At 42.1% G+C, this 23,477-nt stretch carries 25 protein-coding genes and 1 pseudogene; 13 read left to right on the forward strand and 13 right to left on the reverse strand.

Translation table 11 applies throughout. The annotated features are described in order from the left end of the window. Nucleotides 1-132: 132 nt before the first annotated feature. Nucleotides 133-1,986 (reverse strand): S8 family peptidase, encoded by a 1,854-nt coding sequence (locus RMY00_RS05190; protein ID WP_322646525.1) that lies wholly within the window; start codon nt 1,984-1,986, stop codon nt 133-135. 118 nt (nt 1,987-2,104) lie between these two features. On the opposite strand from RMY00_RS05190, the gene RMY00_RS05195 reads away from it, so the two are divergent. Together RMY00_RS05195 and RMY00_RS05200 are read left to right on the forward strand one after the other, a co-directional pair. Next, nucleotides 2,105-2,539 carry a hypothetical protein gene (locus RMY00_RS05195; protein ID WP_322646526.1) on the forward strand — a complete coding sequence of 145 codons (435 nt, stop codon included), beginning with the start codon at nt 2,105-2,107 and terminating at the stop codon, nt 2,537-2,539. A 109-nt stretch (nt 2,540-2,648) separates the two neighbouring features. Beyond that, complete coding sequence (locus RMY00_RS05200; RefSeq protein WP_322646527.1) at nt 2,649-2,819, forward strand: hypothetical protein; 171 nt, start codon at nt 2,649-2,651, stop codon at nt 2,817-2,819. 157 nt (nt 2,820-2,976) lie between these two features. Here the strand turns inward: RMY00_RS05200 and RMY00_RS05205 are convergent, their stop codons facing one another. Together RMY00_RS05205 and RMY00_RS05210 are read right to left on the reverse strand one after the other, a co-directional pair. Next, on the reverse strand, nt 2,977-3,828 hold the full coding sequence (locus RMY00_RS05205) for a metal ABC transporter permease (protein WP_322646528.1): 852 nt from the start codon (nt 3,826-3,828) through the stop codon (nt 2,977-2,979). A gap of 47 nt (nt 3,829-3,875) precedes the next feature. Continuing rightward, entirely contained in the window at nt 3,876-4,646 is a 771-nt protein-coding gene (locus tag RMY00_RS05210) for a metal ABC transporter ATP-binding protein (protein ID WP_322646799.1), read from the reverse strand. Between the two features lie 146 nt (nt 4,647-4,792). Between RMY00_RS05210 and RMY00_RS05215 the strand changes: the two genes are divergently transcribed. The 4 genes from RMY00_RS05215 (at nt 4,793) to RMY00_RS05230 (ending at nt 7,862) form a co-directional block, all read left to right on the forward strand. Next, nucleotides 4,793-5,809, forward strand: coding sequence for a metal ABC transporter substrate-binding protein (locus RMY00_RS05215; RefSeq protein ID WP_322646529.1), 1,017 nt, complete (start codon nt 4,793-4,795; stop codon nt 5,807-5,809). A gap of 130 nt (nt 5,810-5,939) precedes the next feature. Further along, the gene (locus RMY00_RS05220) at nt 5,940-6,272 is read left to right on the forward strand and encodes a hypothetical protein (protein WP_322646530.1); all 333 of its coding nucleotides are present in this window, start codon (nt 5,940-5,942) and stop codon (nt 6,270-6,272) included. Between the two features lie 291 nt (nt 6,273-6,563). Beyond that, a complete protein-coding gene (locus RMY00_RS05225; RefSeq protein WP_322646531.1) occupies nt 6,564-7,148 on the forward strand; it encodes a hypothetical protein in 585 nt (194 codons plus the stop codon). Nucleotides 7,149-7,169: 21 nt separating this feature from the next. Further along, on the forward strand, nt 7,170-7,862 hold the full coding sequence (locus RMY00_RS05230; protein ID WP_322646532.1) for a prolyl oligopeptidase family serine peptidase: 693 nt from the start codon (nt 7,170-7,172) through the stop codon (nt 7,860-7,862). A 60-nt stretch (nt 7,863-7,922) separates the two neighbouring features. Here the strand turns inward: RMY00_RS05230 and RMY00_RS36070 are convergent. Both RMY00_RS36070 and RMY00_RS05245 read right to left on the reverse strand, forming a co-directional pair. Then, nucleotides 7,923-8,194: pseudogene (locus tag RMY00_RS36070) on the reverse strand (DUF1016 N-terminal domain-containing protein). A 618-nt stretch (nt 8,195-8,812) separates the two neighbouring features. Further along, entirely contained in the window at nt 8,813-9,013 is a 201-nt protein-coding gene (locus RMY00_RS05245; protein ID WP_322646535.1) for a hypothetical protein, read from the reverse strand. A 257-nt stretch (nt 9,014-9,270) separates the two neighbouring features. Here RMY00_RS05245 and RMY00_RS05250 point away from each other — a divergent pair, with 257 nt between their 5' ends. Next, nucleotides 9,271-10,617, forward strand: a complete 1,347-nt coding sequence (locus RMY00_RS05250; RefSeq protein ID WP_322646536.1) for a GTP-binding protein — start codon at nt 9,271-9,273, stop codon at nt 10,615-10,617. 47 nt (nt 10,618-10,664) lie between these two features. On the opposite strand, the gene RMY00_RS05255 is transcribed toward RMY00_RS05250, so the two are convergent. After that, nucleotides 10,665-10,796: a hypothetical protein gene (locus RMY00_RS05255; RefSeq protein WP_322646537.1), complete on the reverse strand. Its 132-nt coding sequence runs from the start codon at nt 10,794-10,796 to the stop codon at nt 10,665-10,667. 275 nt (nt 10,797-11,071) lie between these two features. On the opposite strand from RMY00_RS05255, the gene RMY00_RS05260 reads away from it, so the two are divergent. Further along, entirely contained in the window at nt 11,072-11,329 is a 258-nt protein-coding gene (locus tag RMY00_RS05260) for a Calvin cycle protein CP12 (RefSeq protein WP_322646538.1), read from the forward strand. Here RMY00_RS05260 and RMY00_RS05265 read toward each other — a convergent pair. The 3 genes from RMY00_RS05265 to RMY00_RS36075 form a co-directional block, all read right to left on the reverse strand. Next, entirely contained in the window at nt 11,326-12,144 is an 819-nt protein-coding gene (locus tag RMY00_RS05265) for a TlyA family RNA methyltransferase (protein ID WP_322646539.1), read from the reverse strand. The two genes, RMY00_RS05260 and RMY00_RS05265, sit on opposite strands and share 4 nt — an antisense overlap. After that, nucleotides 12,145-12,579 (reverse strand): DUF29 family protein, encoded by a 435-nt coding sequence (locus RMY00_RS05270; RefSeq protein ID WP_322646540.1) that lies wholly within the window; start codon nt 12,577-12,579, stop codon nt 12,145-12,147. It lies immediately after the preceding gene. A 140-nt stretch (nt 12,580-12,719) separates the two neighbouring features. Beyond that, nucleotides 12,720-12,791, reverse strand: a complete 72-nt coding sequence (locus tag RMY00_RS36075; RefSeq protein WP_416212041.1) for an element excision factor XisI family protein — start codon at nt 12,789-12,791, stop codon at nt 12,720-12,722. Nucleotides 12,792-13,402: 611 nt separating this feature from the next. Between RMY00_RS36075 and RMY00_RS05275 the strand changes: the two genes are divergently transcribed. From RMY00_RS05275 to RMY00_RS05285, 3 genes are all read left to right on the forward strand, one after another. Further along, complete coding sequence (locus tag RMY00_RS05275) at nt 13,403-14,389, forward strand: aldo/keto reductase (protein ID WP_322646541.1); 987 nt, start codon at nt 13,403-13,405, stop codon at nt 14,387-14,389. Between the two features lie 29 nt (nt 14,390-14,418). Beyond that, on the forward strand, nt 14,419-15,159 hold the full coding sequence (locus tag RMY00_RS05280; RefSeq protein WP_322646542.1) for a carboxymuconolactone decarboxylase family protein: 741 nt from the start codon (nt 14,419-14,421) through the stop codon (nt 15,157-15,159). 161 nt (nt 15,160-15,320) lie between these two features. Beyond that, nucleotides 15,321-15,755: a putative quinol monooxygenase gene (locus tag RMY00_RS05285; protein ID WP_322646543.1), complete on the forward strand. Its 435-nt coding sequence runs from the start codon at nt 15,321-15,323 to the stop codon at nt 15,753-15,755. A gap of 562 nt (nt 15,756-16,317) precedes the next feature. Here RMY00_RS05285 and apcB read toward each other — a convergent pair. Further along, nucleotides 16,318-16,827 carry an allophycocyanin subunit beta gene (apcB, locus tag RMY00_RS05290; protein WP_322646544.1) on the reverse strand — a complete coding sequence of 170 codons (510 nt, stop codon included), beginning with the start codon at nt 16,825-16,827 and terminating at the stop codon, nt 16,318-16,320. A gap of 357 nt (nt 16,828-17,184) precedes the next feature. On the opposite strand from apcB, the gene glnA reads away from it, so the two are divergent. Beyond that, nucleotides 17,185-18,609 carry a type I glutamate--ammonia ligase gene (gene glnA / locus RMY00_RS05295; protein ID WP_322646545.1) on the forward strand — a complete coding sequence of 475 codons (1,425 nt, stop codon included), beginning with the start codon at nt 17,185-17,187 and terminating at the stop codon, nt 18,607-18,609. Between the two features lie 117 nt (nt 18,610-18,726). Here glnA and RMY00_RS05300 read toward each other — a convergent pair whose 3' ends face one another. After that, nucleotides 18,727-18,927: a hypothetical protein gene (locus tag RMY00_RS05300; protein ID WP_100899525.1), complete on the reverse strand. Its 201-nt coding sequence runs from the start codon at nt 18,925-18,927 to the stop codon at nt 18,727-18,729. A gap of 287 nt (nt 18,928-19,214) precedes the next feature. Between RMY00_RS05300 and RMY00_RS05305 the strand changes: the two genes are divergently transcribed. Then, on the forward strand, nt 19,215-20,270 hold the full coding sequence (locus RMY00_RS05305; RefSeq protein WP_322646546.1) for a class I SAM-dependent methyltransferase: 1,056 nt from the start codon (nt 19,215-19,217) through the stop codon (nt 20,268-20,270). A gap of 824 nt (nt 20,271-21,094) precedes the next feature. On the opposite strand, the gene patX is transcribed toward RMY00_RS05305, so the two are convergent. Then, entirely contained in the window at nt 21,095-21,292 is a 198-nt protein-coding gene (gene patX, locus RMY00_RS05310; RefSeq protein WP_229552021.1) for a heterocyst-inhibiting protein PatX, read from the reverse strand. A 107-nt stretch (nt 21,293-21,399) separates the two neighbouring features. After that, nucleotides 21,400-23,256 carry an FAD-dependent oxidoreductase gene (locus RMY00_RS05315; protein WP_322646548.1) on the reverse strand — a complete coding sequence of 619 codons (1,857 nt, stop codon included), beginning with the start codon at nt 23,254-23,256 and terminating at the stop codon, nt 21,400-21,402. Nucleotides 23,257-23,477 lie beyond the last annotated feature (221 nt).

The following is a 23,477-nucleotide window of genomic DNA, read 5'->3' on the forward strand; positions in this document are numbered from 1 at the left end:
CTCATGCCCCATGCCCATTTATTACAGCACGGCGGAAATCAAGCTACCATTTGATCCAAGCAAAAGCCTTGAGCTACAAAACTTTTGACTTTTGACTTTTGACTTTTGACTTTTGACTTCCGCCTTGCGGTATTATGCTATTTTTTCTTCGTTTTTCAATGCTAAACGAGCAAGTCCATAACAGATTAGGGCGTTGGCGATGAGGAAGAGGCGTGCTATGTTACCACTTCCTAAACCCATAACTGCGGGATCTAAAAACGCACTTACTGTCAAGCACGCTGCTACACCTAATGTTGAACCAATGGCAAACCATCTCCAACTAGGATGTCCCAGCAGCAATGCCATTAACACAATGGGAATCAGTACGCTAGCAAATAGGGGATTCAATGCATGGGTTCCCTGGAGAGTATTTCCTAGTTCAGGAATTGAACTGCCCAAAACCCGGAAAGGCCATTGGGGAAGATCAAAAATATAGATTCCTTTGAGGAAGAATAACCCGGAACTGCCAGCGATTAGTCCACTAAATAAAGACCAACTCCAAGTGAAGGGGAAGTAAACCCGTAAAAACCAAGCCAGTAGATAGGAGCCAACTACCATTAAAACCTTGGGTAAGAGTGCTACTGCACCACCATCAATCCAGAAGCCGGGGTTAAGATAGCCGTTATCTCGTAACCAGCGAAAGAAATCTGGAAAACTGATTTGTCCGCTAAAGGCTAGTTTGACTGCTGCTTCTGCATTGAGTTGTCCAGCGCCATAATAGTTTAAACCATCATCCTGGATAACTCGCGCTGACTGTTTGAGGACTTTTAAGACTTCATCTGGTTCTTTGATGCCAGCAGCTTTGATTAATGCCGCAACACCAGCAACGTGGGGAGCAGCCATACTTGTACCCTGGAAGCCCAGAAATACCCCTTCGCCCTTTTCGTCGATAGTTTCTTGGAGAATCTTACCAGCTTCACTACCACCAGGAGCAGAGATATCTACCCCAGCACCAAAGTTAGAGTAGGGCGCTCTTTCACCATCTGGGCCAGTTGCGGAAACGCCGATGACGTAAGGATAGCGGGCTGGATAGCCTGCCCCATTGGCGTTATCATTCCCGGCTGCGGCAATGATAACTACGCCTTTTCTATGAGCATAGTCGATCGCTTCTTTCATCAACTTGCTTTCACCGCTACCGCCTAAGCTCATATTAATTACATCTGCACCTTTATCAGCAGCAAATTTAATCGCTTCGGCAATATCGGCAACAGTACCGCCACCAAAAGAACTAAGTACCTTTAGCGGCATCAGACTGGCTTCGTAAGCAATTCCAGCTACGCCATATTTGTTATTTGTAGCTTGGGCTATAGTTCCGGCAACATGGGTACCGTGACCATTATCGTCTGTGGCTTCTTCTCGGTCGTTAACGAAATCATAGCCTTTAACGAATTTTGTCTCATACAAGTCACGCACCTTGGTAATACCAGTGTCAATTACTGCAACTGTGATACCACTGCCTTTAGTTTGACTCCATGCGCCTTCAATGCCGATTTTGTGCAAGTTCCACTGCTTGCTGTAATATTGGTCATTGGGGCCAGTTAATGAGGGGGTTGTCTCATCATCATCTTCTTGGGGTCTCAAAAATTCTCCCAACCAAGCTGCTTTACCGGGTTGAGGAATCTTATTGTAGATATAGTTTGGTTCAATGAATTCTGTAGCTTGGGCAAACTGAGATTTTTTCAGTTCTTTGAGCCGTTGGCGATCGCCCTTGATAATATAAACATTATCTTTTTTGGAAAACTTGTTGTCTAATTGGGGTGTAACGTTGTATTGTTTGGCGATCGCTTGCAGATCCTGTTCTACAACCAGTGATGGAATATCTTCCCGAAAATCAAGCAAAATCGTCTCAAACTCTCCTTTAGCTGCCAATCCCTGGAAATTCAGGAAACCAAATATGGCAGATCCTAGCCCAATGACAAACAAGCACAATAATATAAGCTTTCTCATATTAACTCATCACCGCTTTTTGCCAGTTTGCTCACTACCATAACTTATCTCCATCCTTTAGTGGTGGATTTGGCACTTTTAGTTACAAGTTTCACTCAGAACAGGAATTTTTTAAACGATGGAACGTGGTCTTTTGTGGTTGCCGTTATTAGTCATGTTTTTCTGGTTGGCTTGGCAAGGCTCGAAGGAATATCAAAAAGTTGAAGCTTATCGCGCTTGGGCAGAACAATTTGAACGGGCTAAGTACGATGTTTATTCAGTATTAGGTCAAAAAGGCAACAATTTAACTTGGGGAAAACCTACGCCTAAAGGGCCTATTAAACTAGAAACATTCTCTTTGCTTGATGTTAAAGAAGTATCTCTTTTAGTCGATGACAAAAAAGTAGATTTAGAAAATATACCAGAAAAAGGTCGTTCTATAGAGTTAGAATTTCTATTTTCAGAATCTACTGATTCAGTGCGGGTTCCGTTTACAGAAATCCCTTTGGCAGCAGAATGGGGTAAGTTTTTGCAGGGGGCTTTAGAAAGTTTGCGATCGCAAGCGAATCAGTAGTATAGCAAGGTGCTGAGATTAATTGAGGCGTGGCAGTAGCTAGAGCGAATTTGTGCGTAATTTCCAAAAAAAATGGTACTATCTCAGAATTCTCTGACGGATAATCTTCATGAAAAATACAAAGCTAGAAAACAAAAGTTGGTTCACAGTAATAGATGATGCCGAAGCAATAAAAATAACTGGCGGTCTAAGAAATCTTAAAATTAAATGTCGATTTCATGCAAAGCCGCTTTCAAAAAAAGGTGTAATCACCGATGTTATACCTTCGACGGTAGCTTAAATGTTTGATACCCAGACTTGTGAAAGGCGTTCGCAATCGTCATAATTTCGCTCAGACACATCCGACAAGGACTCAGTTTTTTCTCCACCCATCTGTGGCAACACACCTGAACTAAAGCAGTATAGATATACGCCGGGAAATCACCTTAATTCAAAGATTATGATGTGAGCTTTCTACTACTCAAGGTAAAAATACCGTATTTAGGACTGAATAACAACGCTAAAATAAAGAATCCTGATACTACTAAGACGATCGCAGGCCCAGAGGGTAAATTATAAAAGTAGCTGAGGTACATACCGCTAATACTAGAAATTACGCCAATTACCGCACCCAAAATCATTACTTGATTAAGGCGTTTAACTAATAAATAGGCGGTAGCTCCTGGTGTAATTAAAAGTGATAATACTAAAATCACACCAACAGCTTTCATGCTGGCGACTATTGTTAAAGCTATTAGCACCATCAGTCCAAAGTTTAGCCGATTGACGGGCAAACCTGCGGCTTGAGCGCCTAAAGGATCAAATGTGTAAAATAAAAGCTCTTTATATAATAAAAGAACAACTATTAAAACAATAGTGGCAATAATAGCAGTATCCCGCACTTCATCAATAGTAACACCGAGAATGTTACCGAAAAGAAAGTGGTTAAGGTCGATTTTGTTATCTTTTTGAATAACAGTAATTAAAGTAATACCAAGGGCAAAGAATGCTGAAAAAACTATGCCCATTGCCGCATCTTCTTTAATTGGCGATCGCACTCTAATCCAAGCGATCGCCATTGTACTGATAACTCCGGCAATAAATGCCCCAATATATATATTTGCTCCTACCATAAAAGCGATCGCTAATCCTGGTAAAACTGAGTGACTGATGGCATCACCCAGCAAGGCGAGTCGCTGTACCATTAAGTAGCTGCCTACAACTGCACACAACATCCCAACTAAAATCGCAATCACTAGCGATCGCTGCATAAAGCCGTATTGCAACGGCTCAATTAATGCTTGTAACATATTTTATTATCATCTGTCATTCACTAATGCCCCATCTCAATAACATTTTATGCAGCATCTGAAAAGTACATTACTTTACCACCGTAAGCGAGATTTAAATTCTCTTGTGTCAGTACTTGTTGGCGTGAACCTGTGGCGATTAATTCACGATTTAGTAATATTAAATCATCAAAATGGGTAATTGATTCCCCTAAGTCGTGGTTGACTACCAGCACGATTTTGTTATCGGCGGCGAGTTCATGGAAGATTTCAAAAATCACTGCCTGGGTTTTTTGATCAATGCCTACTAGAGGTTCATCAAAGCAGAAGATTTCTGCTTGCTGTGTTAAAGCACGGGCTAAAAATACCCGTTGTTGTTGTCCTCCTGATAATTGTCCAATGGGGCGATCGCAATATTCGCTCATCCCAACTCTTTCTATGGCATTTTTCGCTACTTGGCGGCTAACTGTCGAAAAGCTACGTAACCAGCCTGTTTTCTTTACCCGTCCCATCATAACTACATCCCAGACTGTGGCAGGGTAAGTCCAGTCAATTTGGCTACGTTGTGGTACATAGGCAACTTTCTCTAGTTGTTGCATCAAGAGTTTGCCTTCGCATAGCACCGTACCACTACTAACAGGAACCAAGCCTAACATTGCTTTCATCAGCGTACTTTTGCCAGCACCGTTGGGGCCAAAAATACCCGTTAGTCTTCCCGGTTTGACGATGCAGTTAACGTCCCTTAAGGCTTCTTGTGTCCGGTAGTATACCCCTAAATGGGCAATGCTAATTGCTGCTTTAGAACTCGTGTCAAAAGCATTGAGAGTTTTTACAGGCATTTCCTCTATTTTTGTCTGTGATAGGCTCAATTTTGCAGGAAAAAAGACATTTTTCATAATCAGGTTTAAATATTTATTTCTTGAGCTTACTATAAAAATGAGAGAAATATGAAAAAATCTATAATTAGATGTAATATCCAAGATAAATGAAACTAATACTAGAGATAGACGCCAGTAATCCTGACGGCGAGGGAATAATCAGCAGAATGAAGGGAAAAATTCTTTTCCGGCTTTGTTTGGGAATGCTTGCGTCTTTAGCTTTATTCAGTTGTACCCAGAAAGACTCTAACTCCAACACTGTTAAGGGAGACAAGCCGCGAGTGGTTGCAACAAGTACTATCATTGCTGATTTAGCACAAGAGGTTGCAGGAGACGAGATTCAACTAAGTGGAATCCTAAAACCGGGTACTGATCCCCATGTTTACGAACCAGTACCAGCAGACAGCAGGGTTTTGGAAGAAGCTGACTTGATTTTGTATAACGGCTATAACCTGGAACCAGGGCTGATTAAATTGATGAATGCTTCTGGTGATAAGGCGCAAAAGTTAGCTGTAGGGGAAGTTGTGAAATCTTTGCAGCTTGATAAAGGCAAAGGAGAAGTTGTGCCAGATCCGCACGTTTGGGGTAGTGCAGAAAATGCGATCGCAATGACGAATGCAATACGGGATGGTTTGATTAAGCAATCACCTGAAGATAGAGAAAAATTTACTCAAAAGGCATTGCAACTTACTAATGAATTAAAACAGTTGCACAGTTGGATTAATCAACAGATTGAAACTATCCCCACAGATAAGCGCAAACTGGTAACAACCCATGATGCATTCCAATATTATGGACATGCTTATGGGATTGCGATCGCAGGTACTTTAATTGGTATCAGTACCGAAGAACAACCAAGCGCTCAAACAGTTCAACGATTGATAGAGTCAATTAAAAAAATAGGAGTTTCGGCAATTTTTGCTGAGACTACAATTAACCCGGCTTTAATTAAAACTGTTGCCCAAGAAGCAGGAGTTAAATTAGTACCAAATCAACTATATTCTGATTCAATTGGCGCTAAGGGAAGTCCAGGAGATTCGTACATTAAAATGATGGAAGCGAATACTCGTACAATTGTAGAAGCATTGGGAGGGAAATATACCCCATTTCAACTAAAGAAGTAAATTCATCAGAGTAAATATCTAACCTAAGACGTGTTCTTCTCAAAGTCTCTCCAGAGAAAGAATTCTTTGTATCCTCGATTTTTTAAAATGTAATTTAGTAAAGCTAGTATTTTCAATACCTAGAAAAATCATGACTGATAAAAATCAAGAAAACCAAATTAATCAACCAGTGGCTGAGGATACACATTTGCGCCAAGAACCCAACGTCAATGAAAGAAACTTAACAGCAAATCCAGGAGATAAAATTGCTGATGAGTCTCAATCTGTTGAAGAAAAGGCTAAACAGGTAGCTGTAGATGATGTACCAGATATTACAGGTGACAAAATTACAGTCCCGACTTATTTTGTTGTAGATGAACCCGATGGTGAGAAAAAAGCACTACACCACGTCAAAGATGCTGAAGAAATTTCTGACGTAATTCGGGCAGCACGAGTTGACGAAAATGGAAATCGGATTTGGTAGTAGCCCTTCACTAAAGAGACACGGGGACACAGGGATAGGGAGAGTTATTTCTTTGCGTCCCCGTATCTGTCTCCTTTGAGCAAGCTAGTGTATTAATAAGGCAATCAAAATCTGGGAATTTTCCCACAATAGACGGTAATGGCAAATGTCACAACTACCAAAGAGTTGGCATATTGGAGTACGCCAGAAATTAAAAATCAAATTTTAGAACTTGTTAAGGGACGCGATCTAGAGCCGTTAAAGACTAAAGTATAATTTTATAAAAATGAATTAGCACCATATTTTGCAGAGTTGAGCCGACGTAACCCTTTTAGCAAAGTTGCAGAGCAAGTGGTGATCGTCACGGGAGTATGGCTGCCGATATGGTCTACTATACCTTTTCAAGATATTTTACCTGGTAGGATACACGAGCAGTCTTACCAAATTTTTCATAATGATGGTTACTATGCAAATATTGCCCGTTATGCACCAGGACATCAGTCTGGTTTTTGGCAAAAATTTGCGTCAAAGCTGCCAGCTTGTGACTTAATGGTGTTGCAAAAGTATTCCGTTCGGGATGAACAGTGGGATATTAAAAATGTTGGAATATTCCAAGCATTGAAGAATAGAGAAATTCCGTTGAGAATTCATGATGCAGACGAGTGGTTTACAATAACAGTTGAATCTAAATTTAAGAAAGCAGCGCCAAATATAGAGTTACAGCAAGAACTCAAATTAAAAAATATAGACAGAAATACTGTTAAAAAATTTGAAAAAGTTTACCTAGCTACTTCTTTTTTAGAGCATCTATATATAGATAATGACTTTCGGTTAGTTAAAACTCAACGAGAAGCAACACAGCGCCCAAGTTATACTATTGCTGTTCGCAAAAGTTGAACTAACAAAATTTTTAACGCTATGCCGCCACTACAACGACAAGTTAGTTTTACCGACAGCTACAACTATTTGCTATTCTTGCCCGATGGGGTACATCCAGACGCAGGCGATGTCTACGACGGGCTACGCCTACGCAACGAAACACAACAGCTACTTTTGCCAACAATCCTATTTTTACATGGTGCGGGTCAGAGAGGTTCTAACTTAGATGATGTGAAAAAGTACGGCGTTCCCAAGATTGTAGAACAACAGGCGGATTTTCCTTTTATTGTCATTTCACCCCAATGTCCGCGCGGTGAATATTGGAATGTAGAGCGATTAAGCACCTTTTTGGATCAAGTTATTGCATCCTATCCTGTTGATCCAGATCGAGTTTACCTGACTGGCTTAAGCATGGGTGGTTACGGAACATGGCATTTAGCAGCAGCACAGCCAGAACGATTTGCTGCGATCGCGCCTATTTGTGGCGGTGGTAATCCACAAGCAGCACGTAATCTAAAAAATCTTCCTGTGTGGGCATTTCACGGAGCCAAAGATAATGTAGTTCCCTTAAGCGAGTCTGAAATCATGGTTTCTGCACTCAAAGCCTGCGACGGTTATGTAAAATTTACAGTTTACCCAGAAGCCCAGCACGACTCTTGGACGCAGACATATAATAATCCAGAGTTGTATAAGTGGTTTTTACACCATCAGCGACAGAAGGCTATAGATTAAAAGCTTACTTTCAATCTGGTGAACTAAAACATTGCAATTCCAGCCATGTTGGATAGTGTGTTATATGTACCATAAGCGTTCTGTTTGATCTTTAACAGTATCCAATATACGGACATTATGACCCCAAGGAATTTGTCCAACAAGTTCTTGGACAATTTGCTCGTCTGGGTAAGCCTCAGCGAATGCTCTCATGTACATAAGATTAGTACGTGAAAAGCGTTTCGTGGAAAAGCTTTTTGCAAGTCAGCCGCCAGATGATTGATAACTTTTGCTTCCCAACTTTGCTGCTGTTGGCGATTAAGAATATCTCGCCCAATTTGCCAGTAGAGCAATATTAATTCTTTATTAATTGCAACTACCGTCTATAATTGAGCCTTAGAAATTCGACTTTTTAATTCACTTAAAAAATCTTCCTAGCCAACGCTCGCAGATGCACCCCTGCTTGAGGTTTCGGATTTATCGTCTCTAGGCATAAAAAAATTAACGCTACTTTTATACTGCCAGCATCACGCAAAATTTTGCTAACTAAATTAGGTATACACTCAGCAGCGAATCCAAAATCAGACTTTTGAGGCTGAAAGCCTGGGACGGTAAGTAAAATTTCCTGTTTACCCAGAAGGCGATCGCAATAATACAATAATCTAGCATCAGCCGTGGAAGGCTATGAGTTAAATTCGCTGGGATTCACGCAAGGACGATTGCTAAAACTTCAACATATTTTCATTAAAAATACTTTTTAGTGTCCATAAATTAAAACTTATAAAAAGTCGTAACTTTCACCTTTGACATTCAAGTGTATAGCTTCAATAATATTCTTACGTAAAAATTCGTATTCATATAGGATTCCTATTTGATTTTTGCTAAATATACTGATAGCCAAAACCTAATTCGGCTAGTTCTCAGTCAGCTTTGCTGTGAAAAATCAAATGGAATTGCTATATAACTTGACATTAATAGGGCTGCATCATGCTTTTTTCGGATTCAAAAACCAGTTTAAAAAATTGCAAAAGAAATAATAAAATATGCATAAATTTTTGGACACCTACTAACATTGTACTGCTCAGTGGATATTTAATAGTTCTACCGATTTGTACATTGATAACTTTATCCTTATTATTACCTTTATTCACTGCTAGCTTATCCGCTTCCATTGGAACCTCGCACTACTCTACATCGATTCCTTGGATAGATAATGCATCTGAATGTGAACAGACTGGGAGAAGCTGGCGCGATCGCAAGTGTTGGGATAATGAACACGATCCTATGTTCTAAATCGGCATTGCATTAAAAGGTATGCAAATCATCAAAATAATTGCTTAAGAAAGACAAAACAGGCTAACAGTCTTGGAATTAGATCAAAATGGATATGTAGCCTGTTGTTTGTCTAACCTTGAATCAACCTAACTTCGTGCGAAATCTGCAAGAAACTCACTTAAATCGTGCCCGCGCCAGTCTCAGACAAGCGCTGGCTTGGTATGGATATCTTCGTAAGTCAGGACAGCTTTCATCCAACCCAGAATTGGCAGGTTTGTTGAAACCAGAATTAGAAGCTTTGAACTCCACACTCAACAAGTTGGATTCTAACGTCATTAGAATTGCTGCTTTTGGTTTGGTGAGTCGTGGTAAATCGGCAGTTTTAAATGCCTTACTGGGAGAGAAGATTCTGCAAACTGGGCCCCTGAACGGTGTCACTCAATGGCCCCGTTCCGTCCGTTGGCAGCCCAGTGGTAAGGTATTAGTAGAGTTAATTGATACCCCCGGATTAGATGAAATTGAAGGTGAGTCACGGGCAGATATGGCGCGAGAAGTCGTGCATCAGGCTGATTTGGTTTTGTTTGTCGTGTCTGGTGATATCACACGTACTGAGTATCAAGCACTGCTGGAATTGCGTAAAGCGCAAAAACCTCTGATTTTAGTATTTAACAAAATAGACCTTTACCCAGATACAGACCAGGGAACAATTTACCAAAATTTGCAACAACTGGGTGCCGGACATCCCCAGGCGAAACCTTTACTACCAGATGAAATTGTCATGGTGGCGGCGGAACCAGCGCCAATGGAAGTACGGGTTGAATGGCCTGATGGGCGTATCAGTTATGAATGGGAGACACCACTACCGGAAGTAGACGAACTCAAAGAAACAATTCTAAATATCCTCAATCGGGAAGGGCGATCGCTTTTAGCTTTAAATGCACTTATCCAAGCACGGGATGCAGAAACTGCGATCGCTCAAAAAACCATCGACTTACGCGAACAAGAAGCTGAAGATATCATTTGGCAATTTACCAAATACAAAGCTTTGGCAGTAATGCTCAATCCCATCGCCTTTTTGGATATCCTTGGCGGAACTATTGCGGATTTGGCTTTAATTCGCGCCCTAGCTAGATTGTATGGTTTGCCAATGACTAGCTACGAAGCCGGGAAAATTTTAAAAACGATTTTATTTAGTTCCGGTGGCTTGCTACTGGGAGAATTAGGTAGCAGCTTCCTTTTGGGTTTGGGTAAAACTACTGCTGCAATAACCAGTGGTGACAATCCCAGCAATATTACTGCCTTTGCTGGCAGTGCGATCGCTCAAGCTAGTATCGCTGGTTATGGTGCATACTCCGTTGGTAAAGCTGCTCAGGTGTATCTCGAAAAAGGCTGCACCTGGGGGCAGTTGGGCGCTAGCAGCGTCATTCAAGAAATTCTCTCTCAAGTTGACCAAAATACAATTCTGTATCGCTTGCGACAAGAATTAGGCATAAAGTATTGAGAATAGATAAAAATTGTTTCCCTTTTGTTGCCGTTTATAAGTGTTTATCAACTTCTATCAAACTCTTCTGACAATTGACTGACATTCCGAATTTGGGATGCAAGACTGAGAACATGACTATCTCTAACAGTGACTTCAATTAGCAGAATTCCCTTAGCTTTTTGAATCAAAGATGACAAGAGGGTAATTCCCACTCAAATTTGCTAAAAAGATGGCGGTGTTTACCACTACCTACTGTAGGAAGCCTATCTAAACTGGAAATATGAGCCAGCCTGGTCTTACTACTCCAACAAAGAGAGACTGGCGTTAGCGAAGCGGTAGCGATAGCGCAGCGTTAGTGAGGAACGAACGTCGGAACGAGCGTCCGCAGGAGCGTCACCCGGAGTGTGAGCTTTTTGGGTCATTGAAAGCTCACAGTTAATATCTATCTCTGTAAATTAAAGGTAAAAGTAACATGACAACTACCCTAAACTCATTTAATGCTGAGGCAACAAATCTTGAAGAAGCGATTATTCAAGCCATTACTGAAGCCCGCACAACTTGTGAGCTAGATGGCAGTGATTCTGCTGGTTGTGCAGTAGCCTGGGACATTGTGGAAGAATTACAAGCTGAAAAATCCGATCAACAGCAAGCAAAATCAAAGAAAACCTCTTTGGAAAATTACTGCGATCGCCATCCTGAATCCGTAGAATGTCTAATCTACGACGTTTAATTCTTCCGTAAATCAGTTGTTGCTGATTGCGTTATTTGCTTAATTGCTTCTAAATCAGGTGGCGGCGTTTCACTTTCCATTCCCAACCACAAAAGATATTCAATATTCCCAGCAGGGCCAGTGATCGGCGACCAAGTTAAGCCTTTGTATTTCCATCCTAATTCGTGGGCTGTTTGCAACACCTGAAAAATGGCATCAGCTTGGTCGTTTGGATCGCGCACAACACCTTTTTTACCCACACGGGATCTGCCGACTTCAAACTGTGGCTTGACTAACAATACAGCTTCTCGGTTAGCTTGAGTTAGTTGCCACAAAGCAGGCAGAATTTTTGTTAAAGAAATAAACGATACATCGACCACCGCCAAATCAGGAATCGGGTCGCTTTCACCATATAACTCATCTGGGCGTAGTTGCCGTAAATTGGTGCGTTCCCGTAAAATCAGCCGCGAATCGTTTCGCAACCGCCAGTCAACTTGTCCGTAACCAACATCAATGCCGTAAACTTGTTTTGCTCCAGCTTGTAAAAGACAATCAGTAAAACCACCAGTAGAAATCCCACCATCTAAACAAATGCGGTCTGCTACGGGAATGGCAAATACTGACAAAGCTTTGGAGAGTTTTTCACCGCCTCTAGAAACAAAAGGCGATCGCTCTTTAATATTTATTTGAGCAGCAATATCAACTTCTGTACCAGGTTTATCGACTAACTGCTGATTAACAGTAACTTCCCCGGCCTGAATTAGCCGTTGCGCTAGGGCGCGAGAAGAACATAAATTTAACTCTACTAATAATGTATCGAGTCGCTGTTTAGCCAATTAACTAGACTCTCCTGATAAGATTAAAGCCAAAGCACGATTGATAATTTCTTCTTGGTTAACCAGCTCTTCTAACTCTTCTGACTCATAACGACCTTCCTCTACTTCTAGCGTTGCTTCATCAATGGCATTTAAATAGGCTTCTGCTAAGGTTTCTAATAATTCTTCTGGCGTGAGATAATAGCCTCCAGCTTTGCGCCCCTTATTTTCCCGTTGAATTTCCCGAACTGAATTCCGAATAGAGACTTCCCAAGAGCGAGTCGTGCAGTTTTCAGCTTGTTGTTTAATCAAATGTAATAATAGAATCACTGCATAGCTACGAATCGTCTTAATAATGTCATTTCGGCTCATCTCCGTTAATTCTTCAACTATAATTAATGCTCCTTGAACATCGCCCTTAATAAGCAAGTCTTTTAGGGTTAATAATTCTTCCATAATCAGCGCCTCAAACATAGGCAACTTCTATTGTGGCTTATGGTGGTTTTAGTTCAGAGAACATAAGCTAATACATTTAATCTATTGAGCGATCGCTATTTAAATGTATTATTCTTTGCAAATACACAATGTTCAGATAATTAAGATACAGCAAAATCCGTGTATTGCCGTAGTTCAGCAGGATGGAAACCCAAGACAATATCTTCGCGCAAAATTGGCTTGAATCAAAATGGGTGTAAGTTTGTAGGATTGTACAATAATCTTAGACAATTGTTTTATTGCTTGCCTTTCAGGATTCCTATAATGAAGTTAAAGCAATGAAAAACGATTTCGGCTTCTCGTCAGGTCTAGAATTTTATTAAACAGACAACTCATCGTCAGGTCTAGAATTTTATTAAACAGACAACTCAGATTTGACTAGGCAAGGGATTTGCCAATTGATAACCAAATTGACCTTTAGAGCTAATTTGTAAACTCAAGTAAAGTACTTGTCTTGTAAGGGTTTCAGGAATTTGAGCCAATCAAGCACTTATTCGCTGAAACTCAGACCTGGTAACGATTTGGGTATCCTTAAGATTTTCTTTACGAATCAGCTCTTAGGCGAACCTTATTGCTTAAAGAATTTCCATCCCTATCTAAAGTAGACAGGCAAATAAATGTCGCCGTTTTGCAGATCAGGTTGCAGGTACATCTAGCCGATGAATTCACTGAAAACCAGATTGATAAGTAAAGCTGAAGCCGCTAGATTGCGTCATCACGCTTTGGCACTCCAAATACGAGACTCGCCTGTTGGTAACAAAATTAGGAGAAGAGGAGAACCAGAATGCATTACAAGCATCTCGGCCGCACCGGACTACAGGTTAGCAGGCTCGGTCTGGGCACTATGAACTTCGGGGAGCTGACGGACGAGACCACCAGCTTCAAGATCATGGATGAGGCTCTGGAGGTCGGCATCAACTATATGGACACCGCAGATGTGTACGGGGGTCCCCAGTCCCCGGACATGGAGAAGGGCTACGGCATCTCCGAGGAGATCATCGGGCGGTGGCTGTCTCAGGGCGGACGGCGCGAGCAGATCGTCCTGGCGACTAAAGTGTACCAGCCGATGGGTAACGGGCCGAACGATCGCCACCTTTCGGCCTACCACATCCGAAAGGCCTGCGAAGACAGCCTGCGTCGGTTGCAGACTGATCGCATCGACCTTTACCAGATGCACCACGTTGATCGGCGCACACCCTGGGAGGAGATTTGGCAGGCAATGGAACTCCTGGTACAGCAAGGCAAGGTGATCTACATTGGCAGCAGCAACTTCGCCGGGTGGGACATCGCCACCGCGCAGAATATTGCCGCGTCGCGCAATTTCCTGGGGTTAGTGTCGGAGCAAAGCCTTTATAACCTCACCGCCCGCACCGTTGAACTAGAGGTCATCCCAGCGCTTCAGTACTATGGCATTGGTCTGGTTCCGTGGAGTCCGCGCGGCAAAGGGCTACTGGGAGGTGTCCTGCAGAAGGTAAGCGAAGGTCGCCGAGCTGAGCCGAAGATGCAGCAGCAGATCGATCGGCATCGATCGCAGATCGAGGACTACGAGGCGCTCTGTGAAAAGCTCGGTGAGCGACCCGCCGATGTCGCAGTGGCCTGGCTGTTGCACAATCCTGCCGTCACGGCTCCGATCGTCGGACCCCGCACTGTGGAACAACTAACCGAGAGCTTGCGGGCTTTGGAAATATCTCTCTCGGACGAGACGCTCCGGCGGCTCGACGAGATTTGGCCCGGTCCCGGCGGCGAGGCACCCAAAGCCTACGCCTGGTAGAACGCAGCGCCATTAAGGAGGCAGTTCCAATGAAAAAGCTCATCGTATTCTTAGCACTGGTGTCTGTTGTGATATTTAGCCTTTTATTTGTGTCGGAGGCACAAACAATGAACAACGATCAAACCTTAAACGCACGACAACAAAGCATTGTCACGATCTCCGCCTTTACCGCTAACGGCGATTTGGAAAATCTGCGAAAAGCCTTAAATGGCGGACTTGATGCCGGGTTGACCGTTAATGAAGTCAAAGAAGTTTTGGTTCAAATGTATGCCTACTGCGGTTTTCCGCGCAGCTTAAACGGTATCAACACATTTATGACAGCGTTGAAAGAAAGAAAAAATAAGGGCATTGCTGATACACAGGGAAAAACGGCAACGCCGATTAATGATACCGGCGACAAATACGAGCGAGGCAGAAAGACATTGGAAACGCTCACTGGACAGCCCCAATCCAAGCCTGCCAAAGGTTTCGGTGAATTTAGTCCGACGATTGACCGCTTTTTGAAAGAGCATTTGTTCGCCGATATTTTCGACAGCGATATTTTGAACTATCAGCAGCGCGAACTAGCCACTATTTCAGCACTCGCCGCAATGCCGGGTGTCGAATCGCAATTAGAATCTCATTTGTCAATGGGAATGAATACCGGGCTGACGGAAAGCGGGTTAAGAGAGGCTTTTGGTTTGATCGAAAAAAACATCAGCCGACAGCAGGCTGAAACAGCCAGAAAATCTTTGGCGAAAGTTATTGCTGCCAGACAAAAAAAGCAGTAGCACTCATTCGGCGAACTGTTTGCCGAAAGTATTTTAATATCTGAGAGAATGTAAGAAAAATCACGGCAGGCTTCATCAGCGATCGGCAGCGCACAACAAGTAATCTATTTTGTTAAAAGCTTGCTGTTATTTTTAAACTTTATTGTCGTGAACCAAAGAACATGGATAAAGTTATCGTCTGTTTTCAAAAAATAGTTATTTCTTTAATTCTGATAATTATGCTTGTCAGTTGCAGCGCGGCTTCCACCCAGCAAAAAGAGATAATGGTGCGTATCTCGGAAATTGAAATAGATTCCAATTATCTCAATGAATATAAAGCCATTCTGAAAGAAGAATCTGAAGCATCAGTCAGATTGGAACCGGGTGTTATTTCGATTTTCCCGATGTATCAAAAAGAAAATCCGACTGAGGTTAGGATTCTAGAAATCTACGCCAGCCGCGAAGAATACGAGTCACATCTCAAAACCCCGCATTTCCAACACTATAAAACCACGACGCAGAAAATGGTCAAATCGCTGAAGCTAGTTGATATGGAAACGATAGACGCAAAGACGATGACTAAAATATTCAAAAAGATAGAAAAAGGTGGAAAATGAGTTCAGAAAATAAATAATTCACGGCAGAAGATTTAAAGCGATAAATGAAGCTGATGACCTGCATATTTCGCTATTTAGGGACGACGGCGTGACCTATGGCACACCGACTTGGGTATGGATGTTTTACATCGTCAAACATCCATACCCAAAGTAGTTTTTAAATGCCTCAAATCTAATTCAATTGGGCACCTTTGATAGTAAAGTTGAACTATTTTTTCACTGCATCTGCAAGCCACCAAACCGCGATGCCTGACGCATCTAATTTAATACTCCTTGTTGATACTCCTTTTCCTAGAACCCGAAACAAAAGCCAACTGCGATCGCCTAACGTATCTAATTAATGATCAATGGTATTAAAAGCTATAACCCTTATTCTCCATAGCTTAGGGCTTTTATTAGTGCCATTAATTTTAGAGAGTTATGATTTTGCCCGCAAAGGGCAAAATCTTGAATAAAGCCCTTCTCAACGTCTAGAGTTCACAAAAAAGCGATCGCTCCATTGAACCAAAGTGCGATCGCTATTTATGTTTATGTCGGGGTAGACACCTTGCCCACCTAAAATCTAAATATCTATCTCGCTCAACTCACGTGTAATGTGATCGAATGGTTCATCCACAAAAGTAGTATTAACTACACCTGCTGCTGCCACTTGTTCCTTAATCAGATCCTTGAGAATTTGGATACCACGAACTGTAGGTCCAATAGGTACTCCTAAAGAATTGTAAGTTTCCCGCAGCCCTTGTAGCACACGCTCATCTAATACATTGGTGTTTCCAGCAACCAACGCATAGGTAGCATAGCGCAGATAGTAGTCCATATCCCGCAGACAAGCTGCATAACGACGAGTTGTATAAGCATTTCCACCAGGGCGAATCAATTCTGGCAGTTCTTCAAATAACTTTAAACCAGCTTGCTTGACAAGTGCAGCCGCATTAGTATTTATTGCCGCCGCCGCTTGTACTCGTGCTGTACCACTGTCAAAGTAAGACTTTAGGCTATCGATCGCATTCCGGTCAAAATACCGACCAGCTAAGTCATAATTCTTAATTAAACTTGTTACCGCATCGCGCATTCCTTCTTCTCCCAATCATTACTATTTATGGTTTGATATTTATTTGGCTGCACTTATGCACCAGTAAATTTTTGTGCTATTAAAAATAGATTCGGCACAAAAACAATTTATCCACTATCTATGGATTCTATGCCAAAGTTGACCCCTATATGATGAACTTTCCAGTTTTGTACAGATGATCCCTGAAAGGTTAATATAACCTGATAATCTAGATATCTGTAACACAAACTACAAAATCAGCTAATGTCTAGTATTTAAGATATTTCTGGTGTGTCACGGCCTGATTGAGATCAGCAGGGTTAGGATGCAATGTAAGATTCTGGTTTACTTTAGGAAATTGGTAGAGAAGGAGTAACAATGACAACACCCCAAGAAGTCTTGAAAAAAATTCAAGATGAAAAAATTGAACTGATTGATCTCAAATTCATCGATACAGTAGGGACTTGGCAACACCTCACACTGTATCAAAACCAAATCGATGAGACTGCATTCACTGATGGCGTACCTTTTGACGGTTCCAGCATTCGGGGTTGGAAAGCGATCAATGAATCGGATATGACGATGGTACTCGACCCCAACACTGCTTGGATCGACCCATTCATGGAAGTGCCAACACTAAGTATAGTTTGTAGTATTAAGGAACCCCGCACAGGTGAATGGTACAATCGTTGCCCACGCGTTATTGCCCAAAAAGCAATAGATTACCTGGTTTCCACTGGTGTTGGTGACACAGCTTTCTTTGGCCCTGAAGCTGAGTTCTTTATCTTTGACAATGCTAGGTTTGCCCAAACCGCCAACGAAGGCTACTACTTCTTAGACTCTGAAGAAGGTGCTTGGAATTCCGGTAAAGCTGGTACAGAGAACAAACCCAACTTAGGTTACAAACCACGCTTCAAAGAAGGTTACTTCCCAGTTTCACCGACGGATTCTTTTCAAGATATCCGTACAGAGATGCTGTTGACGATGGCACAATTAGGTGTACCTATTGAAAAGCATCACCACGAAGTAGCTACTGGTGGTCAGTGCGAACTAGGTTTCCGCTTTGGCAAGTTGATCGAAGCGGCTGACTGGTTGATGATTTACAAATATGTCATCAAGAACGTTGCCAAAAAACACGGCAAAACCGTCACCTTCATGCCAAAACCAATTTTTGGCGACAACGGTTCGGGAATGCACTGTCACCAATCCATTTGGAAAGACGGACAACCTCTGTTCGCAGGTGATAAGTATGCTGGTTTGAGCGACATGGCATTGCACTACATTGGTGGTCTTCTCAAACACGCACCAGCGCTGTTGGCAATTACCAACCCTAGCACCAACTCATACAAGCGCCTAGTACCTGGTTATGAAGCACCAGTAAACTTAGCCTACTCCCAAGGGAACCGTTCTGCTTCTATCCGTATTCCTTTATCTGGCACTAACCCTAAAGCCAAACGTTTAGAATTCCGTTGTCCAGATGCTACTTCTAACCCATACTTAGCATTTGCTGCAATGCTTTGTGCTGGTCTTGATGGCATCAAGAACAAAATCCATCCTGGTGAACCCTTAGATAAGAATATCTATGAACTCTCTCCAGAAGAACTAGCAAAAGTTCCTTCAACTCCAGGTTCTTTAGAACTGGCGTTGCAAGCACTAGAAAAAGATCACGCCTTCTTGACCGAATCAGGCGTATTCACGGAAGACTTTATCGAAAATTGGATTGACTACAAGCTAGGTAACGAAGTCAAGCAGTTACAGCTGCGTCCTCATCCCTACGAGTTTTACCTCTATTACGATGCTTAATTAAGTATCGTAGCTATCTAAATATATAAGTTTAGCCACCCTAGAGTAAAGGGTGGCTTTTTTTCCAGAGTTGTCAGTTGAGACTTTCACTCAAATCAACCTTAAAACTCCTGAAACTTAGCTCATAGAAGCATGACTTGGCCCATAAATCATCCGAGTATTAGCGTCTACCTTCCCTTGAATCGGGTTCCAGTAGTGGGATGCTTCTTCAGGAAGACCAAGTTCTTGTGCAGCCCGCATCAGCATTGATTGTTGGCGATTCTTGACTTGCTGATGTTCACGCACCATCAACGCACGAGATTTATCTGCGATAGACATAACCATAGTCCTCTCTATTTGTGAATATATAATTTTTGGTTGCTCTATAAACTACAATAACGAAAATTCTGTAACATAAGCTACTTTTTATAAAAGTTTATATTTACTTTTGCTGACAATATCAGCTGTTTTTCCCCAAAGTTCGAAAAATCTTTCCTAATCTACCTTTGATAGCTAAAATCATCTAGCTTCAGATTTGTCTCACCTTGGAGCCTTTACCTTTCCAACAATAGGTAATTTTTCGTTACAATTATTTACATAAACGTATCAAAACTTGAGCTATTTTTATGCCTGAGAGTTTAACTAAATTGACTTATCAAACCTTTCAGCAGGGCAAAAATTACTTTGGTCTGGCTCACAAAATATTAAATTCACGGTTGATGAACCTGGTATATCCGACACTTGGACAAAAGACCAAACCCATCCCGAATGAGCTTTTACTCAAACTTCAACAGAGATTGAATCAGTTGCTGGAAACAGACTGGCAAGATGCCCAAAAAGGTATATACCCAGAAAGTTTGCTGTTTGACAACCCTTGGGATGATTTTGTCCGCTACTATCCGTTGCTATGGCTAGATTCCCCTCAAATGTGGGAGCGGGTTCAACAACAGAATTACCAAGATTTTTCGCCCGAAATTGACACAGATGGTTATCCCAGCTACTACGTGCAAAACTTCCATCACCAAAGCAATGGCTACTTGAGTGAGTTGTCAGCTAATTTATATGACTTACAAGTAGAAATTCTTTTTGGTGGGGCAGCTGATCCAATGCGGCGGCGGATTCTCGCTCCTCTCAAGCAAGGGCTGAAAGTTGAGCCAGTTGCACCACGGCAAGCCCGTATTTTGGATGTAGCTTGTGGAACCGGGCGGACTTTGAAGTTGATTCGGGCAGCATTGCCGCAAGCATCCCTGTTTGGTACGGATTTGTCACCAGCTTATTTGCGTAAAGCAAATGAACTACTATCCCAAATTCCGGGAGAATTGCCACAACTTTTACAAGCAAATGCCGAAGAGTTACCTTATCTAGATAACTATTTTCATGCTGTAACTTCTGTTTTTCTTTTCCATGAGTTACCAGCAACTGCACGTCAGACAGTGATTGAGCAATGCTTCCGGGTAACAAAACCAGGAGGAGTCTTTATTATTTGTGACTCAATTCAGTTGAGTGATTCACCTGAGTTGGAACATATAATGGATTCTTTCCACGAAACATTCCATGAACCCTATTACAGGCATTACACCACTGATAACTTGCTAGAACGTCTACAGAGAGTAGGCTTTGAGAATATTGAGACGCAAGTCCATTTTATGAGTAAGTATTTTATTGCTCATAAGCCAGCATAAAACCTTCTCAAACATTTTCTTTAAGTAAACTTTATCTAAAAAGGGCAAATGCAAAATTTTGCATCTGCCCTTGGGTGTAGAATAATTAAGTGGACTGAGAGGAATTAGCAGATCCTTCTTAATATTTATTTCTTCGAGAGCCATCTGTGAGAAGAAGGAACCTGAAGCAAGTGTAGGTCAGCCCCTTTGGGGAAGTAAAAAGTCAAAAGTTAAAAATAGTAAGATTCGCTGCCAAGTGCAATAAACCTATACTACTTGTGCGAATCTATACTCTAGATAAGCTCAGATGCAGCGCAAAAGATTTTATGCTTGGGCAAAGCACGCCAAGGAGAAGATCAATTATTTCCTAATTGTAGATAGCCAGCTACTCAATATATGAGAAAACTTATTTGGGAATAAAGTGGATTTGCCTAAGACTAGTTTCCTCAACAAGTAAAATGTCTGAATTTAGATGTGTTTTAGATTAACTGATAGTCTAAGTAACATCTATGTTCTAGAACAGTTGAGAATTGAAACGCAAAGTTTCCCACCGAATATAAGCAACAGTTGTATAACTTTTGAGAAGTTGGTGATGCTGTTAATCGAGGCACTTAACTTAATTTGCGTTTTGCTCGTCAGGATTTACGCTAACTATATATACAAAGTTTGCAGTTGAAATACTAAGCGAACGCTGAAGATTTTCGTGTGTCAACTGTATATATATCTGTCAGAAAAGCTGTATAAATGATGTTAGTACAATACTGTGTTTTCTGACACTTTGTTTCCGTTGAAAAAAAGGCATTACCCTACAGTATTTAAACCACAACATAGATATTTTCGGATTTTTACGTTACTTCTCTACGCCCACTACCGCGATGACGTGGCGCATCATCTGAAGCTTGTTCAGATGCCGCCGAGCGCCACTGTTCCGAAGTAGGCGTGGAAGGCAGCCCATAGGATAAGTGATTGACCATTGTTTGGCAGTTAGAAGCTAAGGGGCCGAACATCAGACTCGAGACTAAAAGAGAAATGGCAGCACGCATAGCAGATGTCTATTTTGGAACTCTCCACTTCACTGATACTTAGCTTTTTGACTAATATCCGGACAATTCATCAAAAAGTATTCTGTTTTACTGAAAATAAACTCTTCTTATCCTCCGTTCAAATGCTCGACTAATAACCAATTACCAGAGTGGTTTTGATGACCCCACAATGTAACTAATTGTTCGTGAGGATAAGTGCGTAATTGCTCATCGATATGCGATCGCAAAGTCACAAGCTGCCAATTTTGCCCTTGATATGCGGCTGGTGCTGTGACAGTGAATCTGTACTCCTGCTGCTCCAAGCGGTAAAAAATGCCTTGGAAACAGTTACTTTCCCGAATTAATCCCTTGCCAAAAGTAGAGTCGGGGTACTCACTCGACGATGGGCAAGGACAATCACCACTAGCTGGATAGGCTTGTGGGTTATTTAAGTAATACAGTTGCCAGTGCAGCCAATCCGAATGATTGGGTGGAAGATTAAATAAAGGAATAATTGCTGCTTTTGAGCGATTATCTTCCAATAAAGCTGTTTGCAGCGCCCTAACAGATAAATCCCTCGGTTGGCAGTTTAACTCAACACACATCGCTGCTGCCATCCCTGCTGCTTGACCAATGCCCATAACCACAGGTTGTAATCTGGTAGCCCCATTAGCAATGTGGGAGACAGAAATATTCTTTTCGCAAGCCAAGAAACCATCTATTGTGGCTGGAATTAATGAACTGTAGGGAATTGTAAAAGGAGTTCCAGTCCAGCGTCCCCCCCATTGGATAGATTTAGGTTGCAGTGGGAATTGAACACCAGGATAATGATGGTCATTGGCGTAATTACCAATTGCGATCGCTTCTCTACGAGAGGCTCCGCCAACGCAAACGCCTGCCGTAGGATGCCCAAAGGGCTGTAGGGTGATCGCTTCATATATAGATGCAACTCTACCTCCAGCGATCGGCAAAATATCCTGTTCTCGGACAGTAGTTAGCCCTACTAAGCGGCGGCTTTCTCGGTAATAGGGATGCAGTGCAAAAGCTGTGGGGGTGTGAGGAAATACTTTTTCTGCTAAACCATAGCGACGACCAAGCTGATTTTGAATAAAGTGGGCAAAATTTTGGCTGTGCCAGCGAGATTCTTGGATAAATTCGTCTCTGGATACATTTGACTCTATCAATCGCTCTATTCCTTCGCCGTAGTCATTGCCACAGATTGGCCAATTCATCATAAACAGGCCATTAGGCAAACGTCCATAATTCAAAAATGTCTCTGCACCATAGCTATCCCAAGCACCTGTAAACTGCGATGGATTATAATTAGGCGCAGGCGGAATTTCTGGTGCCGTAGCTACGCCCGTCGTAGACATCGCTTCACCAAAGTCTTGCATAATTACTACATGAGTAGGCGCTTGCACTGGATATTTTTCAGTTAAAGAATTAAAAGCTACTGGGGCACTGGGTTCTCCCCACTCAGATTGCAATTCCCAGCCCCAGCGATAGGGTATCTCAGCTAAAGCCAATAAATCTCCTAATTCTGTGCCGTCGAGAATAATCTTGGCTGTGACAGCAAAATCAGCAAAGCGCACACCAGTAATAGAATCACCTTGGCGAAACACTTCTATTGGCACTTGTCCAGAAATCCAGTGCAGATTTGGCAATTCCTGCACCCATTCTGCAAAAATCTCTGCCCCAATCCGAGGATCGTAACTAAAAAAGCTTACCCAACTGTTATCTAATCCTCCCGGCTGTCGTTGCCGCAATTCCTGCAAAAACGCACCCCATAACCCAGTTTGAAAGGCTTCTAATTCGTTGCCATCGGGTGCGGATACTCCAGCCGAAGTTAGCATTCCTCCCAACCAAGGAAATTCACTTACCAGAATCGTTTTGGCTCCCCGTCGCGCCGCTTGGATAGCAGCCGCAGTGCCTCCGGTTCCCCCACCAACAACTAAAACATCCGCTGTGTATGTCTGATTAACCATTGGTTATACCTCACTGGAGTTTTGACATATTCTCCCCAGATAGCTTGGCATCAAACAAGATAAATTATCAGGACTTAGGCAAAATTTCCAAATAAATATTAGTTCTATATAGGGTTTCTATTTGATTGCGTGAAAAGACAGGTAGAGGAGCCAGTTGTGTGGGCGGGTTTCCCTACTGGAGCTAATTGGCGTTGTATTACCACCGAGAGTACGGCATTCTT

Source organism: Nostoc sp. ChiVER01, from assembly GCF_034531155.1.
Lineage (GTDB): Bacteria > Cyanobacteriota > Cyanobacteriia > Cyanobacteriales > Nostocaceae > Nostoc.